14 protein-coding genes are annotated in these 14,196 nt (G+C 61.9%); 9 read left to right on the top strand and 5 right to left on the bottom strand.

Translation table 11 applies throughout. The features are described from left to right. Positions 1-55: 55 nt before the first annotated feature. From galE to rfbD, 5 genes are read left to right on the top strand one after another with little or no spacing between them, the layout of a single operon-like run. Complete coding sequence (gene galE, locus FYB76_RS17845) at positions 56-1,066, top strand: UDP-glucose 4-epimerase GalE (RefSeq protein WP_088755150.1); 1,011 nt, start codon at positions 56-58, stop codon at positions 1,064-1,066. Between the two features lie 18 nt (positions 1,067-1,084). Further along, on the top strand, positions 1,085-2,164 hold the full coding sequence (rfbB, locus tag FYB76_RS17840; RefSeq protein ID WP_154134495.1) for a dTDP-glucose 4,6-dehydratase: 1,080 nt from the start codon (positions 1,085-1,087) through the stop codon (positions 2,162-2,164). After that, positions 2,161-3,063: a glucose-1-phosphate thymidylyltransferase RfbA gene (gene rfbA / locus FYB76_RS17835; RefSeq protein WP_154134494.1), complete on the top strand. Its 903-nt coding sequence runs from the start codon at positions 2,161-2,163 to the stop codon at positions 3,061-3,063. Before rfbB ends, rfbA begins: the two co-directional genes overlap by 4 nt. A 44-nt stretch (positions 3,064-3,107) precedes the next feature. Then, complete coding sequence (gene rfbC, locus FYB76_RS17830) at positions 3,108-3,686, top strand: dTDP-4-dehydrorhamnose 3,5-epimerase (protein WP_154134493.1); 579 nt, start codon at positions 3,108-3,110, stop codon at positions 3,684-3,686. After that, positions 3,683-4,633: a dTDP-4-dehydrorhamnose reductase gene (rfbD, locus tag FYB76_RS17825; protein ID WP_154134492.1), complete on the top strand. Its 951-nt coding sequence runs from the start codon at positions 3,683-3,685 to the stop codon at positions 4,631-4,633. Before rfbC ends, rfbD begins: the two co-directional genes overlap by 4 nt. Before the next feature lie 25 nt (positions 4,634-4,658). On the opposite strand, the gene FYB76_RS17820 is transcribed toward rfbD, so the two are convergent. The 4 genes from FYB76_RS17820 to rfbF are packed head-to-tail and all read right to left on the bottom strand — an operon-like array spanning position 4,659 to position 8,931. Further along, positions 4,659-6,335: a hypothetical protein gene (locus FYB76_RS17820; RefSeq protein WP_154134491.1), complete on the bottom strand. Its 1,677-nt coding sequence runs from the start codon at positions 6,333-6,335 to the stop codon at positions 4,659-4,661. Between the two features lie 10 nt (positions 6,336-6,345). Continuing rightward, positions 6,346-7,569, bottom strand: a complete 1,224-nt coding sequence (locus tag FYB76_RS17815; RefSeq protein ID WP_154134490.1) for a class I SAM-dependent methyltransferase — start codon at positions 7,567-7,569, stop codon at positions 6,346-6,348. Further along, positions 7,566-8,123 (bottom strand): dTDP-4-dehydrorhamnose 3,5-epimerase family protein, encoded by a 558-nt coding sequence (locus FYB76_RS17810; RefSeq protein WP_154134489.1) that lies wholly within the window; start codon positions 8,121-8,123, stop codon positions 7,566-7,568. The genes FYB76_RS17815 and FYB76_RS17810 overlap by 4 nt, the downstream gene beginning before the upstream one ends. Positions 8,124-8,151: 28 nt before the next feature. After that, positions 8,152-8,931 (bottom strand): glucose-1-phosphate cytidylyltransferase, encoded by a 780-nt coding sequence (gene rfbF / locus FYB76_RS17805; RefSeq protein ID WP_154134488.1) that lies wholly within the window; start codon positions 8,929-8,931, stop codon positions 8,152-8,154. A 355-nt stretch (positions 8,932-9,286) separates the two neighbouring features. Between rfbF and FYB76_RS17800 the strand changes: the two genes are divergently transcribed. From FYB76_RS17800 to FYB76_RS17785, 4 genes are all read left to right on the top strand, one after another. Next, on the top strand, positions 9,287-10,843 hold the full coding sequence (locus FYB76_RS17800) for a glycosyltransferase family 4 protein (protein WP_229297013.1): 1,557 nt from the start codon (positions 9,287-9,289) through the stop codon (positions 10,841-10,843). Next, a complete protein-coding gene (locus FYB76_RS17795; RefSeq protein WP_154134487.1) occupies positions 10,840-12,006 on the top strand; it encodes a DegT/DnrJ/EryC1/StrS aminotransferase family protein in 1,167 nt (388 codons plus the stop codon). The genes FYB76_RS17800 and FYB76_RS17795 overlap by 4 nt, the downstream gene beginning before the upstream one ends. A 28-nt stretch (positions 12,007-12,034) precedes the next feature. Beyond that, positions 12,035-12,862, top strand: a complete 828-nt coding sequence (locus tag FYB76_RS17790; protein ID WP_154134486.1) for a phytanoyl-CoA dioxygenase family protein — start codon at positions 12,035-12,037, stop codon at positions 12,860-12,862. Between the two features lie 65 nt (positions 12,863-12,927). Then, on the top strand, positions 12,928-13,512 hold the full coding sequence (locus FYB76_RS17785; protein WP_154134485.1) for a class I SAM-dependent methyltransferase: 585 nt from the start codon (positions 12,928-12,930) through the stop codon (positions 13,510-13,512). A 30-nt stretch (positions 13,513-13,542) separates the two neighbouring features. Here the strand turns inward: FYB76_RS17785 and FYB76_RS17780 are convergent, their stop codons facing one another. After that, positions 13,543-14,190 carry a transferase gene (locus FYB76_RS17780; protein ID WP_154134484.1) on the bottom strand — a complete coding sequence of 216 codons (648 nt, stop codon included), beginning with the start codon at positions 14,188-14,190 and terminating at the stop codon, positions 13,543-13,545. Positions 14,191-14,196 lie beyond the last annotated feature (6 nt).

Raw genomic sequence — 14,196 nt, 5'->3', positions numbered from 1 at the left:
ACCGCGCAGACTCTGACATAATCGTCACGTTGCCAACTTAACAAGCGAAGCTCACATGAATATTCTTGTCACCGGCGGTGCCGGCTATATTGGTTCCCATACTTGCGTGGAACTGCTCAAGGCCGGCCATGAAGTCATCGTCTTCGACAATTTCTGCAACAGCAGCCCGGAGTCGGTTGCGCGGGTCCAGAAGATTGCCGGGCGTCCGCTCTCGCTGGTCAAGGGTGACATCCGCAACCGCGAGCAGCTGGAAAGCGTGCTGCGCGAATTCAAGTGCGAGGCCGTCATCCACTTTGCCGGCCTCAAGGCAGTGGGCGAGTCGGTGGAACAGCCGCTGATGTACTACGACAACAATGTGGTCGGCACGGTGCGCCTGCTGGAGGCGATGGAGGCCACGGGCGTGAAGACCATCGTTTTTTCGTCCTCGGCCACGGTGTATGGCGATCCGCAATACCTGCCGCTGACCGAATCCCATCCGCTGTCGGCCAGCAATCCGTATGGCCGCAGCAAGATCGTCATCGAGGACATGCTGCGCGACTACCACCGCGCCCATCCCGACTGGAAGATCGCCCTGCTGCGCTACTTCAACCCGGTGGGCGCGCACGAGAGCGGCCTGATCGGCGAAGACCCGGGCGGCATCCCCAACAACCTGATGCCCTATGTGGCGCAGGTGGCCGTGGGCCGGCGCGAGAAACTGAGCATCTGGGGAGGTGATTATCCGACCCCGGACGGCACCGGCGTGCGCGATTTCATCCACGTGGTCGACCTGGCCACCGGCCACCTGGCGGCCTTGCAGGCGCTGACCGAACCGCAATGCTTCGCGGTCAATCTCGGCACCGGCAATGGCTACAGCGTGCTGGACGTAGTGAAGGCCTATGAAAAAGCCTGCGGCAAACCCATCCCCTACACCATCGCTGCACGCCGTCCGGGTGACATCGCTTCCTGCTATGCCGATCCGGCCGAAGCACGCCGCAAGCTGGGCTGGGAAGCCAAGCTGGGGCTTGATGCCATGTGTGCCGATTCGTGGCGCTGGCAGCAGGGCAATCCCAATGGGTTCAAGTCGTGACCTGAACGAGGCTCTTTCATGATCTTTGTCACCGGCGGTGCCGGCTTCATCGGCAGCAACTTCATACTCGACTGGCTGGGCGACCCCAACGCCGAGCCGGTGCTCAACATCGACAAGCTGACCTATGCAGGCAATCCCTACAACCTGAGTTCAGTGGCCGACGATCCGCGCTATGCCTTCGTGCAGTCCGACATCTGCGACGAGCCGGGGATGAGCGCGCTGCTGTCCCGCTACCGTCCACGTGCCATCCTGCACTTCGCAGCGGAAAGCCACGTGGACCGCTCGATCCACAGTCCCGACGAATTCATCCGTACCAACGTCAACGGCACGTTCAACCTGCTCAACAAATCGCTACGTTATTGGCAGGCACTGCCGCAGCAGGAACAGGCCGACTTCCGCTTCCTGCATGTCTCGACCGACGAAGTCTATGGCAGCCTGGAACCCGCGGATCCGCCGTTCTCCGAAACCACGCCCTATGCACCCAACAGTCCGTACTCGGCCTCCAAGGCAGCCTCCGATCATCTGGTGCGGGCCTACCACCATACCTACGGCCTGCCCACCCTGACGACCAACTGTTCCAACAACTACGGTCCGTACCATTTTCCGGAGAAGCTCATCCCGCTGGTGATCTCCAATGCCTTGTCCGGCAAGCCGCTACCCATCTATGGCGACGGCCAGCAGATCCGCGACTGGCTCTACGTCAGCGACCATTGCGCGGCCATCCGCACGGTGCTGGCACGCGGCCAGGCCGGGCAAACCTACAACATCGGCGGATGGAATGAACAGGCCAACCTGCACGTGGTACATACCCTGTGCGATACGCTCGATGAGCTGCAACCGCGCGCGCAGGGCAGCTATCGCGACCTGATCACTTTCGTGAAGGATCGCCCCGGGCACGACCGGCGCTACGCTATCGATGCGCGCAAACTCGAACGCGAGCTCGGCTGGAAGCCCGCCGAGACCTTCCAGAGCGGCATCCGCAAAACTGTAAAGTGGTATCTGGCCAACGGCGACTGGGTCGCACAGGTCCGTTCCGGCGCCTATCTCAACTGGCTGCAGCAACAATATGGTGAACATCGACCGGGAGCACTGTTATGACAGAGGCGACGCCCGCTCAAGCGCGCAAGGGGATCATCCTGGCCGGCGGTTCCGGCACACGGCTATATCCCGCTACCACGGTGGTATCCAAGCAGCTCCTGCCGGTCTACGACAAGCCGATGGTGTATTACCCGCTGTCGAGCCTGATGCTGGCGGGCATCCGCGATATCCTGCTGATCTCCACTCCGCAGGACACGCCGCGCTTTGCAGAATTGCTGGGCGACGGCCATCAATGGGGGCTCAATATCGGCTACGCCGTACAACCCTCGCCGGATGGCCTGGCGCAAGCCTTCCTGATCGGGCGCGAGTTCATCGGCAACGCGCCCTCGGCATTGATCCTGGGCGACAACATCTTCTACGGGCGCGACCTCGAAGCGCCCATGCGCGCGGCCAATGCGCGCGTCGTTGGCGCCACCATTTTCGCCTATCACGTGCAAGACCCCGAGCGCTATGGCGTGGTCGAGTTCGACCACCAGCGCCGCGTGATCGGCATTGAAGAGAAACCGCTCAAACCTGCCTCCAATTACGCCGTGACCGGTCTGTACTTCTACGACAACCAGGTCATCGACATCGCCGCCGGGATCAAGCCTTCGGCACGGGGGGAACTGGAGATCACCGATGTCAACCGCGCCTACCTGGAGCGTGGCCAGCTGCAGGTGGAACTGATGGGGCGCGGCATCGCATGGCTGGACACGGGAACGCACGAGTCCCTGCTCGATGCCGGGCAGTTCATCGCCACCATCGAAAAACGGCAAGGACTCAAGATCGCCTGCCCGGAAGAAATCGCCTATCGGCGCGGCTATATCGACGCGGCCCAGCTGGAGCGCCTGGCCGCCCCGCTGAAGAAAAATGCCTATGGACAATATCTGTTGCAGTTGCTCACTGACCTGCGCTACTGAACTGGATGACGTCATGAACAGCCCGGCCTATTGCCTCCCGACTCATGCAGATTGAACACACTCCCCTGCCCGGCGTATTGGTGATCACGCCCCGCGTATTCGGCGACAGCCGCGGTTTTTTCTACGAAAGTTTCAACCAGCGCGCTTTCCAGGAGCACATTGGCATCGCCGCGCAATTCGTTCAGGACAATCATTCACGCTCCGCGCGCGGCGTACTGCGTGGCCTGCACTACCAGATCCGGCAACCGCAAGGCAAGCTGGTCCGGGTGGTGCGCGGCGCGGTGTTGGATGTGGTTCTCGACATCCGGCGCGGATCACCGACCTTCGGTCAGTGGTTCAGCTCCTTGCTCACTGAGGAAAACAAAGTGCAGCTATGGATCCCGCCCGGGTTCGCGCACGGGTTCTCGGTGCTGGAGGATGACACTGAATTCCTCTACAAAACCACCGATTACTGGGCACCGGAGCATGAGCGCTGCATCCTCTGGAATGACCCTGCGCTGGCCATCAACTGGCAACTGCAAGGCGCCCCCATCCTCTCGGACAAAGACCAGCGCGGCACACCTTTCGCTTCTGCCGAGGTCTTCGAGCAGCATGATCTCCCCTCCCTGAAAGCAGACCCATGAAACCCATGCGTATCCTGCTCACCGGCGCCAGCGGCCAGGTCGGGGGCGAATTCCTGCGGCGGCTGCGTGCCATGCCGGCCGGGCTGGATGTCATTGCCCCGGCGCGCGGGCAACTCGACATCGCCCATCCCGATGCCTTGCGCTCGGCGGTGCGCGATGCGAAACCCGACCTGATCATTCATCCGGCCGCCTACACCGCCGTGGTCAAGGCCGAGTCCGAACCCGACCTGGCACGCCGCATCAACGCCGACGCACCGGCGGTGCTGGCGGAGGAGGCGGCACGACTGGGCGCCGCGCTGATCCATTTCTCCACCGATTACGTGTTCGATGGCCAGCACCCGGGGGCCTACACGGAAGACATGGCCACCCATCCGCTGAACGTGTACGGGGCGACCAAGCGCGAGGGCGAACTGGCCATCGCCGCCAGTGGCGCAGCCCACTGGATTTTGCGCACCAGCTGGGTCTACAACGTGGCGGGCAACAATTTCATGAAGACGGCCATCCGCCTGGCCCAGCAAAAGGAAAGCTATACCATCGTCGGCGACCAGTTCGGCGCGCCGACCTGGGCCTCCACCATTGCCGCGGTCTGCTGCCGCATGCTAGCCGGCCCCGACGGCGGACGCGAGAAGGTGGCCGCCACCAGCGGGACCTATCACCTCACCGCACGCGGCGCCACGTCCTGGCACGGCTATGCCACGCTGATCGCACGCGAACTGGCTGCACGCGGCGTGCCGCTGAAACTCAAGGGGCTGGATCAGATCACGCCGGTACCCACTTCTTCCTACCCGACGCCACCCGAACGTCCGCTCAATTCGCGGCTGGACTGCAGCAAGCTGGAGCAGCGTTTCGGCATCACCTTGCCCGATTGGGACGAAGATGCCCTGGCCTGCCTGGACCAGATCATCCGCCACTACCAGCTGGACCAGGGCCGCCTGCTTCCCGACTGAAGACGCCGGGTGCTGCCCATGCTCTTCAGTGACTGGGTACGTACTTGGTCTGGTCGCCGCGCGTGATCAGGTTGAGCTGCCCGAAGAAGCGCATGTAGCCCGGATCGCCGTAACGCGCACGCATCTCTCGCAAGAGCAGGTAGCTGCCCAGGCGCTCGGCGCAGAATGCCCAGGCACGGGACTGATAGCCCTCCCGGCGCGTATCGTAGCGCTGCACGCAATACCAGGTCACGGCCTCGATCTGCTCCACCGTGCGCAGCCAGAAGTCAGCCGGGAAGACGCCCATCTCGATGCCGCCCATGAAGAAGGTCTTCTCGTTGAAGAAGAGCTCGGCTTCGCTGCGCCCGAACACACCCAGCTCGGTGGCGGCTGCCGCAAAACGCAGCAGGTCTTCGGCATGATGCGAGACCGCGTAGTGGGAGAGATAACCCGCGCTCTGGCCAGCGACGTTGAAGCCGCAGGTCTTGCCGACCAGGAAGGGCTGGTCGCCGGGTTCCATCATCTGCTCCAGCGTCTGGTGGGCAAATTCCTTGTCCGAGACCACATCCATCATCCAGTTGTCTTCCGCCGGGACGCCGCTGATGCGCTCGCGCGAAATGAACTTGCGGTACAGGCAGACGCCCACGCGTTTGACGTTGGGATAGTCTCGCAGGATCAGCTTGCGCAGGGCAAAGTTGCCCAGCATGCCGGCCACGATCGGGTGATACGGCACCCACTGCGGGGCCAGGTCACGCAGATTGAGTGCGCCCTCGTGCTGCGCCTGGCCGAGGTAGATCGGCAGTACGTAGTCGGGGAACTTCACCGGCAGCGGCACGTGCGTCATGCAGCCGAACACCAGTTCTCCGCGCGCCGCCTCCGCCGCTGCGCCAACGGATGGCGCCAGCGTCAATGCGCCCAGGGAGAGCGGCGCTGCTGCGCCTGCCGCAGGCAGCGGCGACGCTACACGCAACTGCTCGCTGCGCTGGCTGAAACGTTGCAGGTCAGCGGGGTCACCACTGGCGGCGTAGGCGCTGCGCAAGCCTGCCAGTGCCTCCAGATCGGATGTGGCGACCGGCTTGGCAGCCGGCATCTGGGACAGCGGACAATGCCAGACCCGCAGTTGCTGGTCCAGTCCCAGCACCAGCGAGCCCAGGCTGGCTGCCAGCAGGGACTTGGCGGTTTCACCGGAAGACGCCCGGCGTTGCAAGGCCGCATGCAATTCTCCCGGCTCCTGCTCGGCCACCTGGTAAAGGCGCTCGACCAGGTCAAACCAGGTTTGCCAGAAAGCCAGTTTGGCCGCGATGAAGCCGTGCGGCACGTTGCTCTGCCAGGGCGGCAAGAAATGCGCGGGATCCAGCCCCAGTCCCAGTGTTTGCAAGAAGGTGCGGGAAGTGGCCGCAAAACCGGTAAGTATCTGCTCGCCCTGCATCAGCAGGTTGACCTGGCCGCACGCCGCCAGCGGCTGCGGCAGGAAAGTCCAGGCATCGGCTTGCGGTTGGCTCTCGATGAGGCGGCGCAAACGCCCCGCGTCCAGGCCGGTCTGCTGGAGGAAAGCCGGAGTGACGAAGGCATAGCAGGCCTGGCTGTCGATAGTCTGTTCACGGAAGAAGCGGCGCATGGCCTGTACTTCGCTCCAGGCATCCGGGGCGCTGCTGACCATTTGCAGGAAACCGGGGGCCGCCGAAGCCTGGGACGGTGCGAACTGCAACAGATGGATATTCATGCCGGCACCCTCACCATACCTGCAACTGCGGCACTGCGATGGCAAAGCGGCCACCCCATGTGCGGACCTGGGCCAGTTGCTGCGCCACTTCATCCTTGATGTTCCAGGGCAGGATCAGCACCACGTCCGGCTTTTCATCGAGCAGGCGCTGCGGCGAGACGATGGGAATGTGGCTGCCGGGCATGTACTTGTCCTGCTTGGAGGGCGCCGCATCGGCAACCATGGGCAGCAGGTCGGGGTGCACCCCCGAATAGTTGAGCAGCGTGTTGCCCTTGGCGGCCGCGCCATAGGCCAGCACCTTCTTGCCGGCGCGCTTTTGTTCCAGCAGGAAGGACAGCAACTGCAGCTTGATCTCTTCGGCGCGCGCCTGGAAACCGGCATAGCCCTCGATGCGCTCCAGCCCGGCCTCGCGTTCGCGCGCCACCATGCCTGCTACGGCCGGCGCAGTCGCGATGGCGGCGTCGGCATGGCAGGCGTAGATGCGCAAGCTGCCGCCGTGGGTCGGCAATTGTTCCACGTCATACACGCGCAGGCCTTGGGACTGCATCACGCGCTGCACGGCGACCAGCGACAGATAGGAAAAGTGCTCGTGATAGATGGTGTCGAACTGCGATTGCGCGATCAGGTTGAGCAGGTGCGGGAACTCCACCGTGACCGTGCCTTGCGGCGCCAGCAAAGCACGCATGCCGCCGACGAAATCATTGATGTCGGGGACGTGGGCCAGCACATTGTTGGCCGCAATCAGGTCGGCCGCACCGTGGCTGGCACGCAGCCGCTGGCCGAGGGCCACGCCGAAGAATTCCTCGACGATGGAAATGCCCTTGGCACGCGCCGCATCGGCGGTGCTGGTGGTGGGTTCCACGCCCAGGCAAGGGATACCCTTCTGCTGCACGTATTGCAGCAGGTAGCCGTCATTGGCGGCCAGTTCTACCACCAGCGACTGTGCGCCCAGTTTCAGGAGCGCCGCGATCATGTCCACATACTGCGCCGCGTGCTGCAACCAGGTGCTGGAGGTGGAAGAGAAGTAGGCATAGTCGGTGGCAAAGAGCTGGTCGTAGTGCGTGTAATCCTCGGTCTGCACCAGCCAGCACTGGCTGCACACCATCACCTTGAGCGGATAGGTGGTTTCAGGACGGCGCAGGTCCTCGCTCCTGAGATAGGCGTTGGAAGGCGGCGAGAACCCCAGGTCAATGAAGGGTTCGTGCAGTTCGGTCTGGCAGTGGCGGCATTTCATAGCGGTAATCCATCGAAATCGGGAGCCAGCAAGGGATGCTGGAGGTCGCGCGGGGACAGGTTCTGCGGCGGCAGCGGCCAGGCGATGGCCGCGCGCGGATCATCATGGCGCACGCCGCCTTCGGCCTGCGGCACATAGGGGGCGGTATGCAAGTACAAGAGCGAGGCGCCCGCTTCCAGCACCTGGAAGCCGTGGGCGCAGCCTTCCGGCACCAGCAGTGCGCGATCATCGCCGGCGGCCAGTTCGACACCGCGCCATTGCAGGAAGGTCGGGGAACCCGCGCGCAAGTCCAGCACCACGTCGAAGACGCGGCCGGCCAGGCAGCGGATCAGTTTTTTCTCGGCATGCGGCGCATGCTGGAAATGCATGCCACGCACGCTGCCCGGCTCGGCCGTCAGGGAATTGTTGATCTGCACGATGCGGCTGCCCTGCAGGACCGGCGCCAGTTCCTCTTCACAGAACCAGCGCGCGAAACTGCCTCGTGCATCCCCGCGCCGCAAGCTCGATACCAGCACCGCCCCGTCGATGCCGGTGGGCGTGATCTGCAGGTTCATGGGCAGGCCCCGTCGCCGGGGCACTGGCTCAGTTCCAGGTCTTCCATCGTGCCTGATCCTGGTCCCACATCTGGTTGAGCTGGATCTTGTCGCGCAGGGTGTCCATGCATTTCCAGAATCCGTGATGCGGCCAGTTCAAGAGGCGGCCATCGCCTGCGATCTGCTCCAGCGGTGCACGTTCGAAGATGGTGCCATCGCCGTCCTTGAGGTAATCGAACACCCCCTGGCGGCAGACCATGAACCCGCCATTGATCCAGCCCAGGTCACCGGGCGGCTTCTCGCGGAAATCGCGGATGAAACCGGCCTCATCGGTCTGCACCATGCCAAAGCGCGCCTCGGGCTGCACCGTCGTCATGGTCACCAGGGCCTGCGGATTGGCCTGGTGATGGGCAACCAGGGCGCTCACGTCGACATCGGAGACGCCGTCGCCATAGGTGAGCATGAAGTCGCCCTCCTTCAGGTAGTCCCGTGCTGCCAGCAAGCGGCCGCCGGTCTGGGTGGACAGGCCGGTTTCCACCAGCGTCACCTTCCACGGCTCGGACTTGTTGCGGTGGACTTCCACGCGGTTGTCGGCCAGGTCGATGGTGACGTCGCCCTGGTGCAGGAAATAGTTGGCGAAGAATTCCTTGATGAGGTAGCCCTTGTAACCCAGCAGGATCACGAATTCATTGAAGCCGTGCTGCGAATAACCCTTCATGATGTGCCAGAGGATGGGCTTGCCACCGATCTCCACCATGGGCTTCGGACGCACATCGGTTTCTTCCCCAAGCCGCGTACCCAGACCGCCGGCAAGAATGACGACTTTCAATTTCTACCCCCAGACGAAAGATGACTTGGGGCCGGGGCGATGTTACTCCCAGAGCAACAGTTTCCCCAAAGGCCCACCAAAGCGGCTTATGTTACCGGCTTTGGACAGGCAAACAACCGTGGGTCTGGCTGGTTTATGGGTGCCAATTTGGCTTTTTGCCGCACGACTGCCGCGCTTCCATTCGAGGATTTGTCGGTCTCTTTGCCGCCAATTCAGGCCATTCCCGCCGAAACTGCGCTGCTATACTGAATTGGACTTGGTATGCATCGCGTGCCTTGCCACGCCTCCAGCAGGATGATGCAGTGCCGTCACCGGCGCCGATCCCAGACCAAGAGAAACAATCACCGAGTAGCGTATGAGACCAGATTTGTTCGCCCGGCTTCACTCCCCGTACTACATCTTCGCGCCGGCCCGTGCCGCCAATTCGGAAGAAGCCCTGGTCCTGCATCAGCTTTGCCATGCACTGAACCTGTGGGGCGAGGAAGCCTACGTTACCGAAGAAGGCAGCGCCATGCAGCGCACCCCGCGCCTGACCCAGGAACTGATCAATACCCACCTGGCGGCCGGGCGCAATCCTATCGTCATCTATCCCGGCAACGTGGAAGGCAATCCGCTATCGGCCCTGAACGTGGTGCGCTATCAGCTCAGCCACGGACAAGCGGCCCGCAGCGGCGAATTCGCCGTAGCCTGGCGCCGTGGAGTAGCAGAGGCTGCAGTCCCATTGCTGGAGCTGCCATTAAGCAATGACGCCACGCAGACCGAACGGAGCGAGCTGGTAGCTCGCCAACTGGACGAGTTCATTGCCAGCAGCCAGCAACGTTTCAATTCGCCTCACAGCGTCCAAGGCTTGTCGACCGCACCGACCAAACGCAAGAAGCGGCTGGTCGTCTTTTCGGTTGAATCGACCTGGAGCCCCTGCCCGCAAATTCGCCTGATCCGGCCGTTCGCCCATCTCAAGAATGAATGGGAGCTGGTCTGGGGCATACAGAATGGCCAGCTGCAAAGCGATTACCTGGCCGATGCCGACCTGATCCTGCTGCATCGCTACACTCCTGGACTGATGTCTCTGGATGTGCTGCGAACCGTCTTCGGTTCGCCTATCCCGGTCATCTATGAGTCCGACGACCTGCTCAACGACATTCCTGCCGATCACCCGGAAGCCCAGCAAGGTGCCGCCTGGAAGACCGGAATCGAATACGCGGTCAAGTATGCGCGGGCGGTCGTGGTCTCCACCGAGTTCCTTGCGGCAAAATATCGTGATCTCAATCCTGCGGTCCACGTTCTGCCCAACTACATCGACTTCGACCTTTTCTATCGCCCTGTGCCCCAGCGCCAGCCTGCAGACGGACGCATCAACATTGGCCTGCTCGGCTCGTCGATACAGCCCTCCAACTTCGCCTTGGTCGATGCGGCCCTGCGCGCGCTGGTAGAACGCTACGGCGATCGGCTGCATTTCGACTTCGTCGGCTGGGAATGTCCGCAAGGCTGGGCCGGACATCCATTGGCAACCTTCCATACCTTCGTCCACCAGTATGTCGACTATGCTGCCCGACTGCGTGAGTGGAACTGGGACATCGCCCTGATTCCACTGGCCAGCGACGAATACAACGAATGCAAGAGCTATATCAAATGGCTGGACTATTCGGCCGCGGGCATTGCTTCGGTGTTCAGCGACGTCTCAGTCTACAACCAGGTCGTCACCCACGATGTCACGGGCCTCTTGATACCGCACTCCAGCGATGCCTGGCTGCGAGCCATCGTGCAGTTGATCGAGTCGCCCGAGAAACGCCATGCCCTCGCCACGGCTGGCCAACAGGCGGTACGCGAGGGATTCGATCTGGCCTCCAAGGCGCAACATTATGATGCCGTCTACAGCAGCTGCCTGAACATATCTTCAAGAGGCCAAGCATGAACTCGCGCGATCCGACTCGGCTCAGCCAGCTCAGAGCGGAGCCTGTGGCAGACCAGAACATCTACGTCACGCGGCCGCATCTACCCCCTTTGGAAGAGTTGCTTCCCTATCTGCAGAGCATCTGGGAACGGCGCATCCTCACCAACGCGGGGCCCTTCCACCAGGAGCTGGAGCAACGGCTGTGCGAGTATCTGGGCGTGGAGCACATCTCGCTGTTCAACAATGGCACCATTGCGCTGATCACCGCCCTGCAGGCACTGCATATCGAGGGCGAAGTCATCACCACGCCGTACTCCTTCGTGGCAACCTCCAATGCGCTGCTCTGGAACGGCATGACGCCGGTCTTCGCCGACATCGATCCGGTCACCATGAATATCGATCCAGCCGCTATTGAAGCAGCCATCACCGAACGTACCAGCGCCATCATGCCTGTACATTGCTATGGCAACGTGTGCGACGTCGACGCCATCGAAGCGATCGCGCAAAAACACAAGCTCAAGGTGATCTACGACGCCGCCCATGCCTTTGGCGTTCGTGATGAGCGTGGCAGCATCCTCAATTATGGCGACGTGTCGGTCTTGAGCTTTCACGCGACCAAGGTCTTCAATACCTTCGAGGGCGGGGCAATTGTCAGCCATACCCCTGAAATGAAGCTGCTCATCGACAACCTCAAGAACTTCGGCTTCCTCAGTGAAACCAGCGTGGTCGAGGCCGGCATCAACGGCAAGATGAGCGAGATCAATGCCGCAATAGGCCTGTTGCAGCTCAAACACCTGGCACCGGCACTGGAAGAGCGCCGCGCAGTAGCCCGCTACTACAATGAGCGGCTTCCGCAAATTGGCGGTATCAGCGTCACGGCAGGCAATCTCTCGCCGGCGGCCAATCATTCCTATTATCCGATCCTGGTCGAGGATGATTTCAAGCTGTCCCGAGATGCGCTCTACGAACACCTGAAGACCTGCAAGATATTCAGTCGACGATACTTCTATCCGCTCATCTCGGATCTGAAGAAATTCGTCGACATCCCCAGCAGCACGCCCGAGAACCTGCCACAGGCGCACGAGATCGCGCGCAAGGTGCTGTGCCTGCCGATCTACCCCGGGCTGGGGGAGCAAGGTGCGCAGCGGGTCGTCGAAGCCATCGCATCAGCATCATCGACATAAAGAGACGCTAACGCAAGACGAGACCGACATGAAAAAAATAGGCGTACCCGGCATCACTGCCCTGCTGCCCAGGATGGACAGCGAGATATTTGATCCTGACGTGTTTTCCCAAAGCGGCCTGTTCGTCATCCGCAAGGCCATTCCGGCGCCCGAGCTGGCCCGTTGGCGTGAGGAGTGGGATGCGTTCTACGCGGCGCACCTGGCCGGTGGCGAGAACGTGAGCCGTTTCAATCCGGTCTCCATCGACCTCGCTGTTCCACCGGTCTTGCAGGCCGTGCACCAGTCGACAGCGCTGCTAGATATCGTGGAACAGGTCTTCGGCCCCGACCTGGCACTGTACAACCAGCGCTTCGTCATCAAGGACAAATATCGGCTGGGGGACATCTTTGTCCACAGCGATTTCCCCTATCACTACGGTTGGCCAAACAAGGCTTCGACCTTCCTGGCATTGGGCCCGGTGAACCGTGACAATGGCGGCATGTTTTTCTATCCGGGTACGCAGCAGTTCGGCTATCTGGCTGACACTGGAGAACTGGACCCGTCAGTACTGCCCGCGGGATGGCCGGTGATCTCTCCCAGCCTAGAGGCAGGCGACGTGGTGCTGATGCATTCGGCGACATGGCACGGCTCCTACCCCTTCTCACACGGGCCGGACCGGATCCTCGCCGACATCATTTACCAGCCCGCCGACGATCCCAGTAGCGTGGCGCTGCTGCGCGGCCAATGGCAGACTGAACTGCGCATCGACCAGGACATGAAAAACCGGCTCTACAAACGCTCGCGCGTAACGCGACTGGTCGAACTGCAAAAGAAACTGGACGCGGCCGAGGCAGCACTGGCCGCCACCCGCGTTTGAACCCATCCCGGACAGTAACCGCGCCGTCAGTCGACAGCGCCTTTTGAAACACACCTGAAGGAATCATGGCCACCGTATCCCAATTCGATAATGACACGATGCCGATGGCGCGCGAGCACATCAACCAGTTCATCATCAAGACCGCCCAGCGCCTGTCGCACATGGAGGGCGGCCGGCTGCTGGAGATAGGTCCGCAGGAGCGTTCGCTGGTCCGCCAGTCGTTCACCAACTTCAAGATCGAGACGTTCGACATCGTCGATACCTACGGGCCCGACCATGTCGGCGACATCACACGCCAGAATGTCAGCATCGCCGATTCCACTTATGACGTTGTGGCCTGCCTGGATGTGCTGGAGCATACGCTGGAACCCTTTGCCGCCATGCGCGAACTACGCCGCATTCTCAAGCCGGGCGGTTACGTGCTGCTGTCGGCGCCGCTGAACTGGCGCATCCATGGCCCGATTCCGGATTGCTGGCGCTTCACGGAACACGGCTTCAAGGTCCTGCTGCGCGACTTCGACAATGTGGAGATCGACAGCCTGGAAACACCAGGGCGAGATCTGTTCCCCATCCATTACAATGCGCTGGGCCAATGCAACAAGACCAAGAAGACCAGTGACGGCGAACTCACCTTCCGCTTCATCACCTGAGACGCCCGTGCCTCGCGCAGAACCGGTGCCTCAGTCCACCGTACCGATCTGCACGGCCGGGTTGCCGAATACCTTGGTGCGCGTCTTCACACGCTTGAGGATGACACTGCCAGCGCCGGCATAGGACCAATCCTCCACCCGTGCCTTGGGCAGTACGGTCACACTGGCACCGAGGAATACGCCTTCCCCGAGCGTGGCATGTCCATTGATCTGGCACCCGCCTGAGATCTGGCTGTAGTCGCCGATACGAATATCATGCGCGCCGGAACTGAGGGTGCCAAACATGACATGGCGTCCCAGTTCGATGTCGCAGGACAGTTGCGTGAGCGGACAGATGATGGCGCCGGTGCCGATACGCACCGCGTGCCCGATCAAGGCCGTCGGATGAATCAGCGAGGTGAATTGCGCACCGCGCGCTTCCAGCATGGTCGTGTAGTGTCGCTTGCCCTGCGGATCACCTACTGCGCACAGGAAAACGTCATCGGCCTGCGGCCGGTAATCCTCGGGTGCGGCGAGAATGGGCGTACCGTAGTCGAATCCGTCGAGGATGGCGCTGCGACTGTCGAGGAAACCCTTGATGCGCCAGGGCATTCCGGCCTGAATCGCCTGGCGCGCCCAGACATGGACTTCACGACCGAAATTGCCGGCATTGATGATGATGAGATTGGACACTGCCATGGACTG

This window comes from Herbaspirillum sp. CAH-3 (assembly GCF_009668275.1).
Lineage (GTDB): Bacteria > Pseudomonadota > Gammaproteobacteria > Burkholderiales > Burkholderiaceae_D > Herbaspirillum > Herbaspirillum aquaticum.
The sequence above is the reverse complement of the archived record's forward strand: the minus strand, read 5'-3'. Positions and strand labels throughout refer to the sequence as shown.

Coding starts and splice junctions, on each gene's coding strand:
- FYB76_RS17815 (WP_154134490.1), bottom strand. CDS start 7,569: ATGAAATGCCGCCACTGCCAGACCGAACTGCACGAACCCTTCATTGAC.
- FYB76_RS17810 (WP_154134489.1), bottom strand. CDS start 8,123: ATGAACCTGCAGATCACGCCCACCGGCATCGACGGGGCGGTGCTGGTA.
- FYB76_RS17785 (WP_154134485.1), top strand. CDS start 12,928: ATGGCCACCGTATCCCAATTCGATAATGACACGATGCCGATGGCGCGC.
- rfbD (WP_154134492.1), top strand. CDS start 3,683: ATGAAACCCATGCGTATCCTGCTCACCGGCGCCAGCGGCCAGGTCGGG.
- galE (WP_088755150.1), top strand. CDS start 56: ATGAATATTCTTGTCACCGGCGGTGCCGGCTATATTGGTTCCCATACT.
- rfbC (WP_154134493.1), top strand. CDS start 3,108: ATGCAGATTGAACACACTCCCCTGCCCGGCGTATTGGTGATCACGCCC.
- FYB76_RS17795 (WP_154134487.1), top strand. CDS start 10,840: ATGAACTCGCGCGATCCGACTCGGCTCAGCCAGCTCAGAGCGGAGCCT.
- rfbB (WP_154134495.1), top strand. CDS start 1,085: ATGATCTTTGTCACCGGCGGTGCCGGCTTCATCGGCAGCAACTTCATA.
- FYB76_RS17800 (WP_229297013.1), top strand. CDS start 9,287: ATGAGACCAGATTTGTTCGCCCGGCTTCACTCCCCGTACTACATCTTC.
- FYB76_RS17790 (WP_154134486.1), top strand. CDS start 12,035: ATGAAAAAAATAGGCGTACCCGGCATCACTGCCCTGCTGCCCAGGATG.
- FYB76_RS17780 (WP_154134484.1), bottom strand. CDS start 14,190: ATGGCAGTGTCCAATCTCATCATCATCAATGCCGGCAATTTCGGTCGT.
- rfbA (WP_154134494.1), top strand. CDS start 2,161: ATGACAGAGGCGACGCCCGCTCAAGCGCGCAAGGGGATCATCCTGGCC.
- FYB76_RS17820 (WP_154134491.1), bottom strand. CDS start 6,335: ATGAATATCCATCTGTTGCAGTTCGCACCGTCCCAGGCTTCGGCGGCC.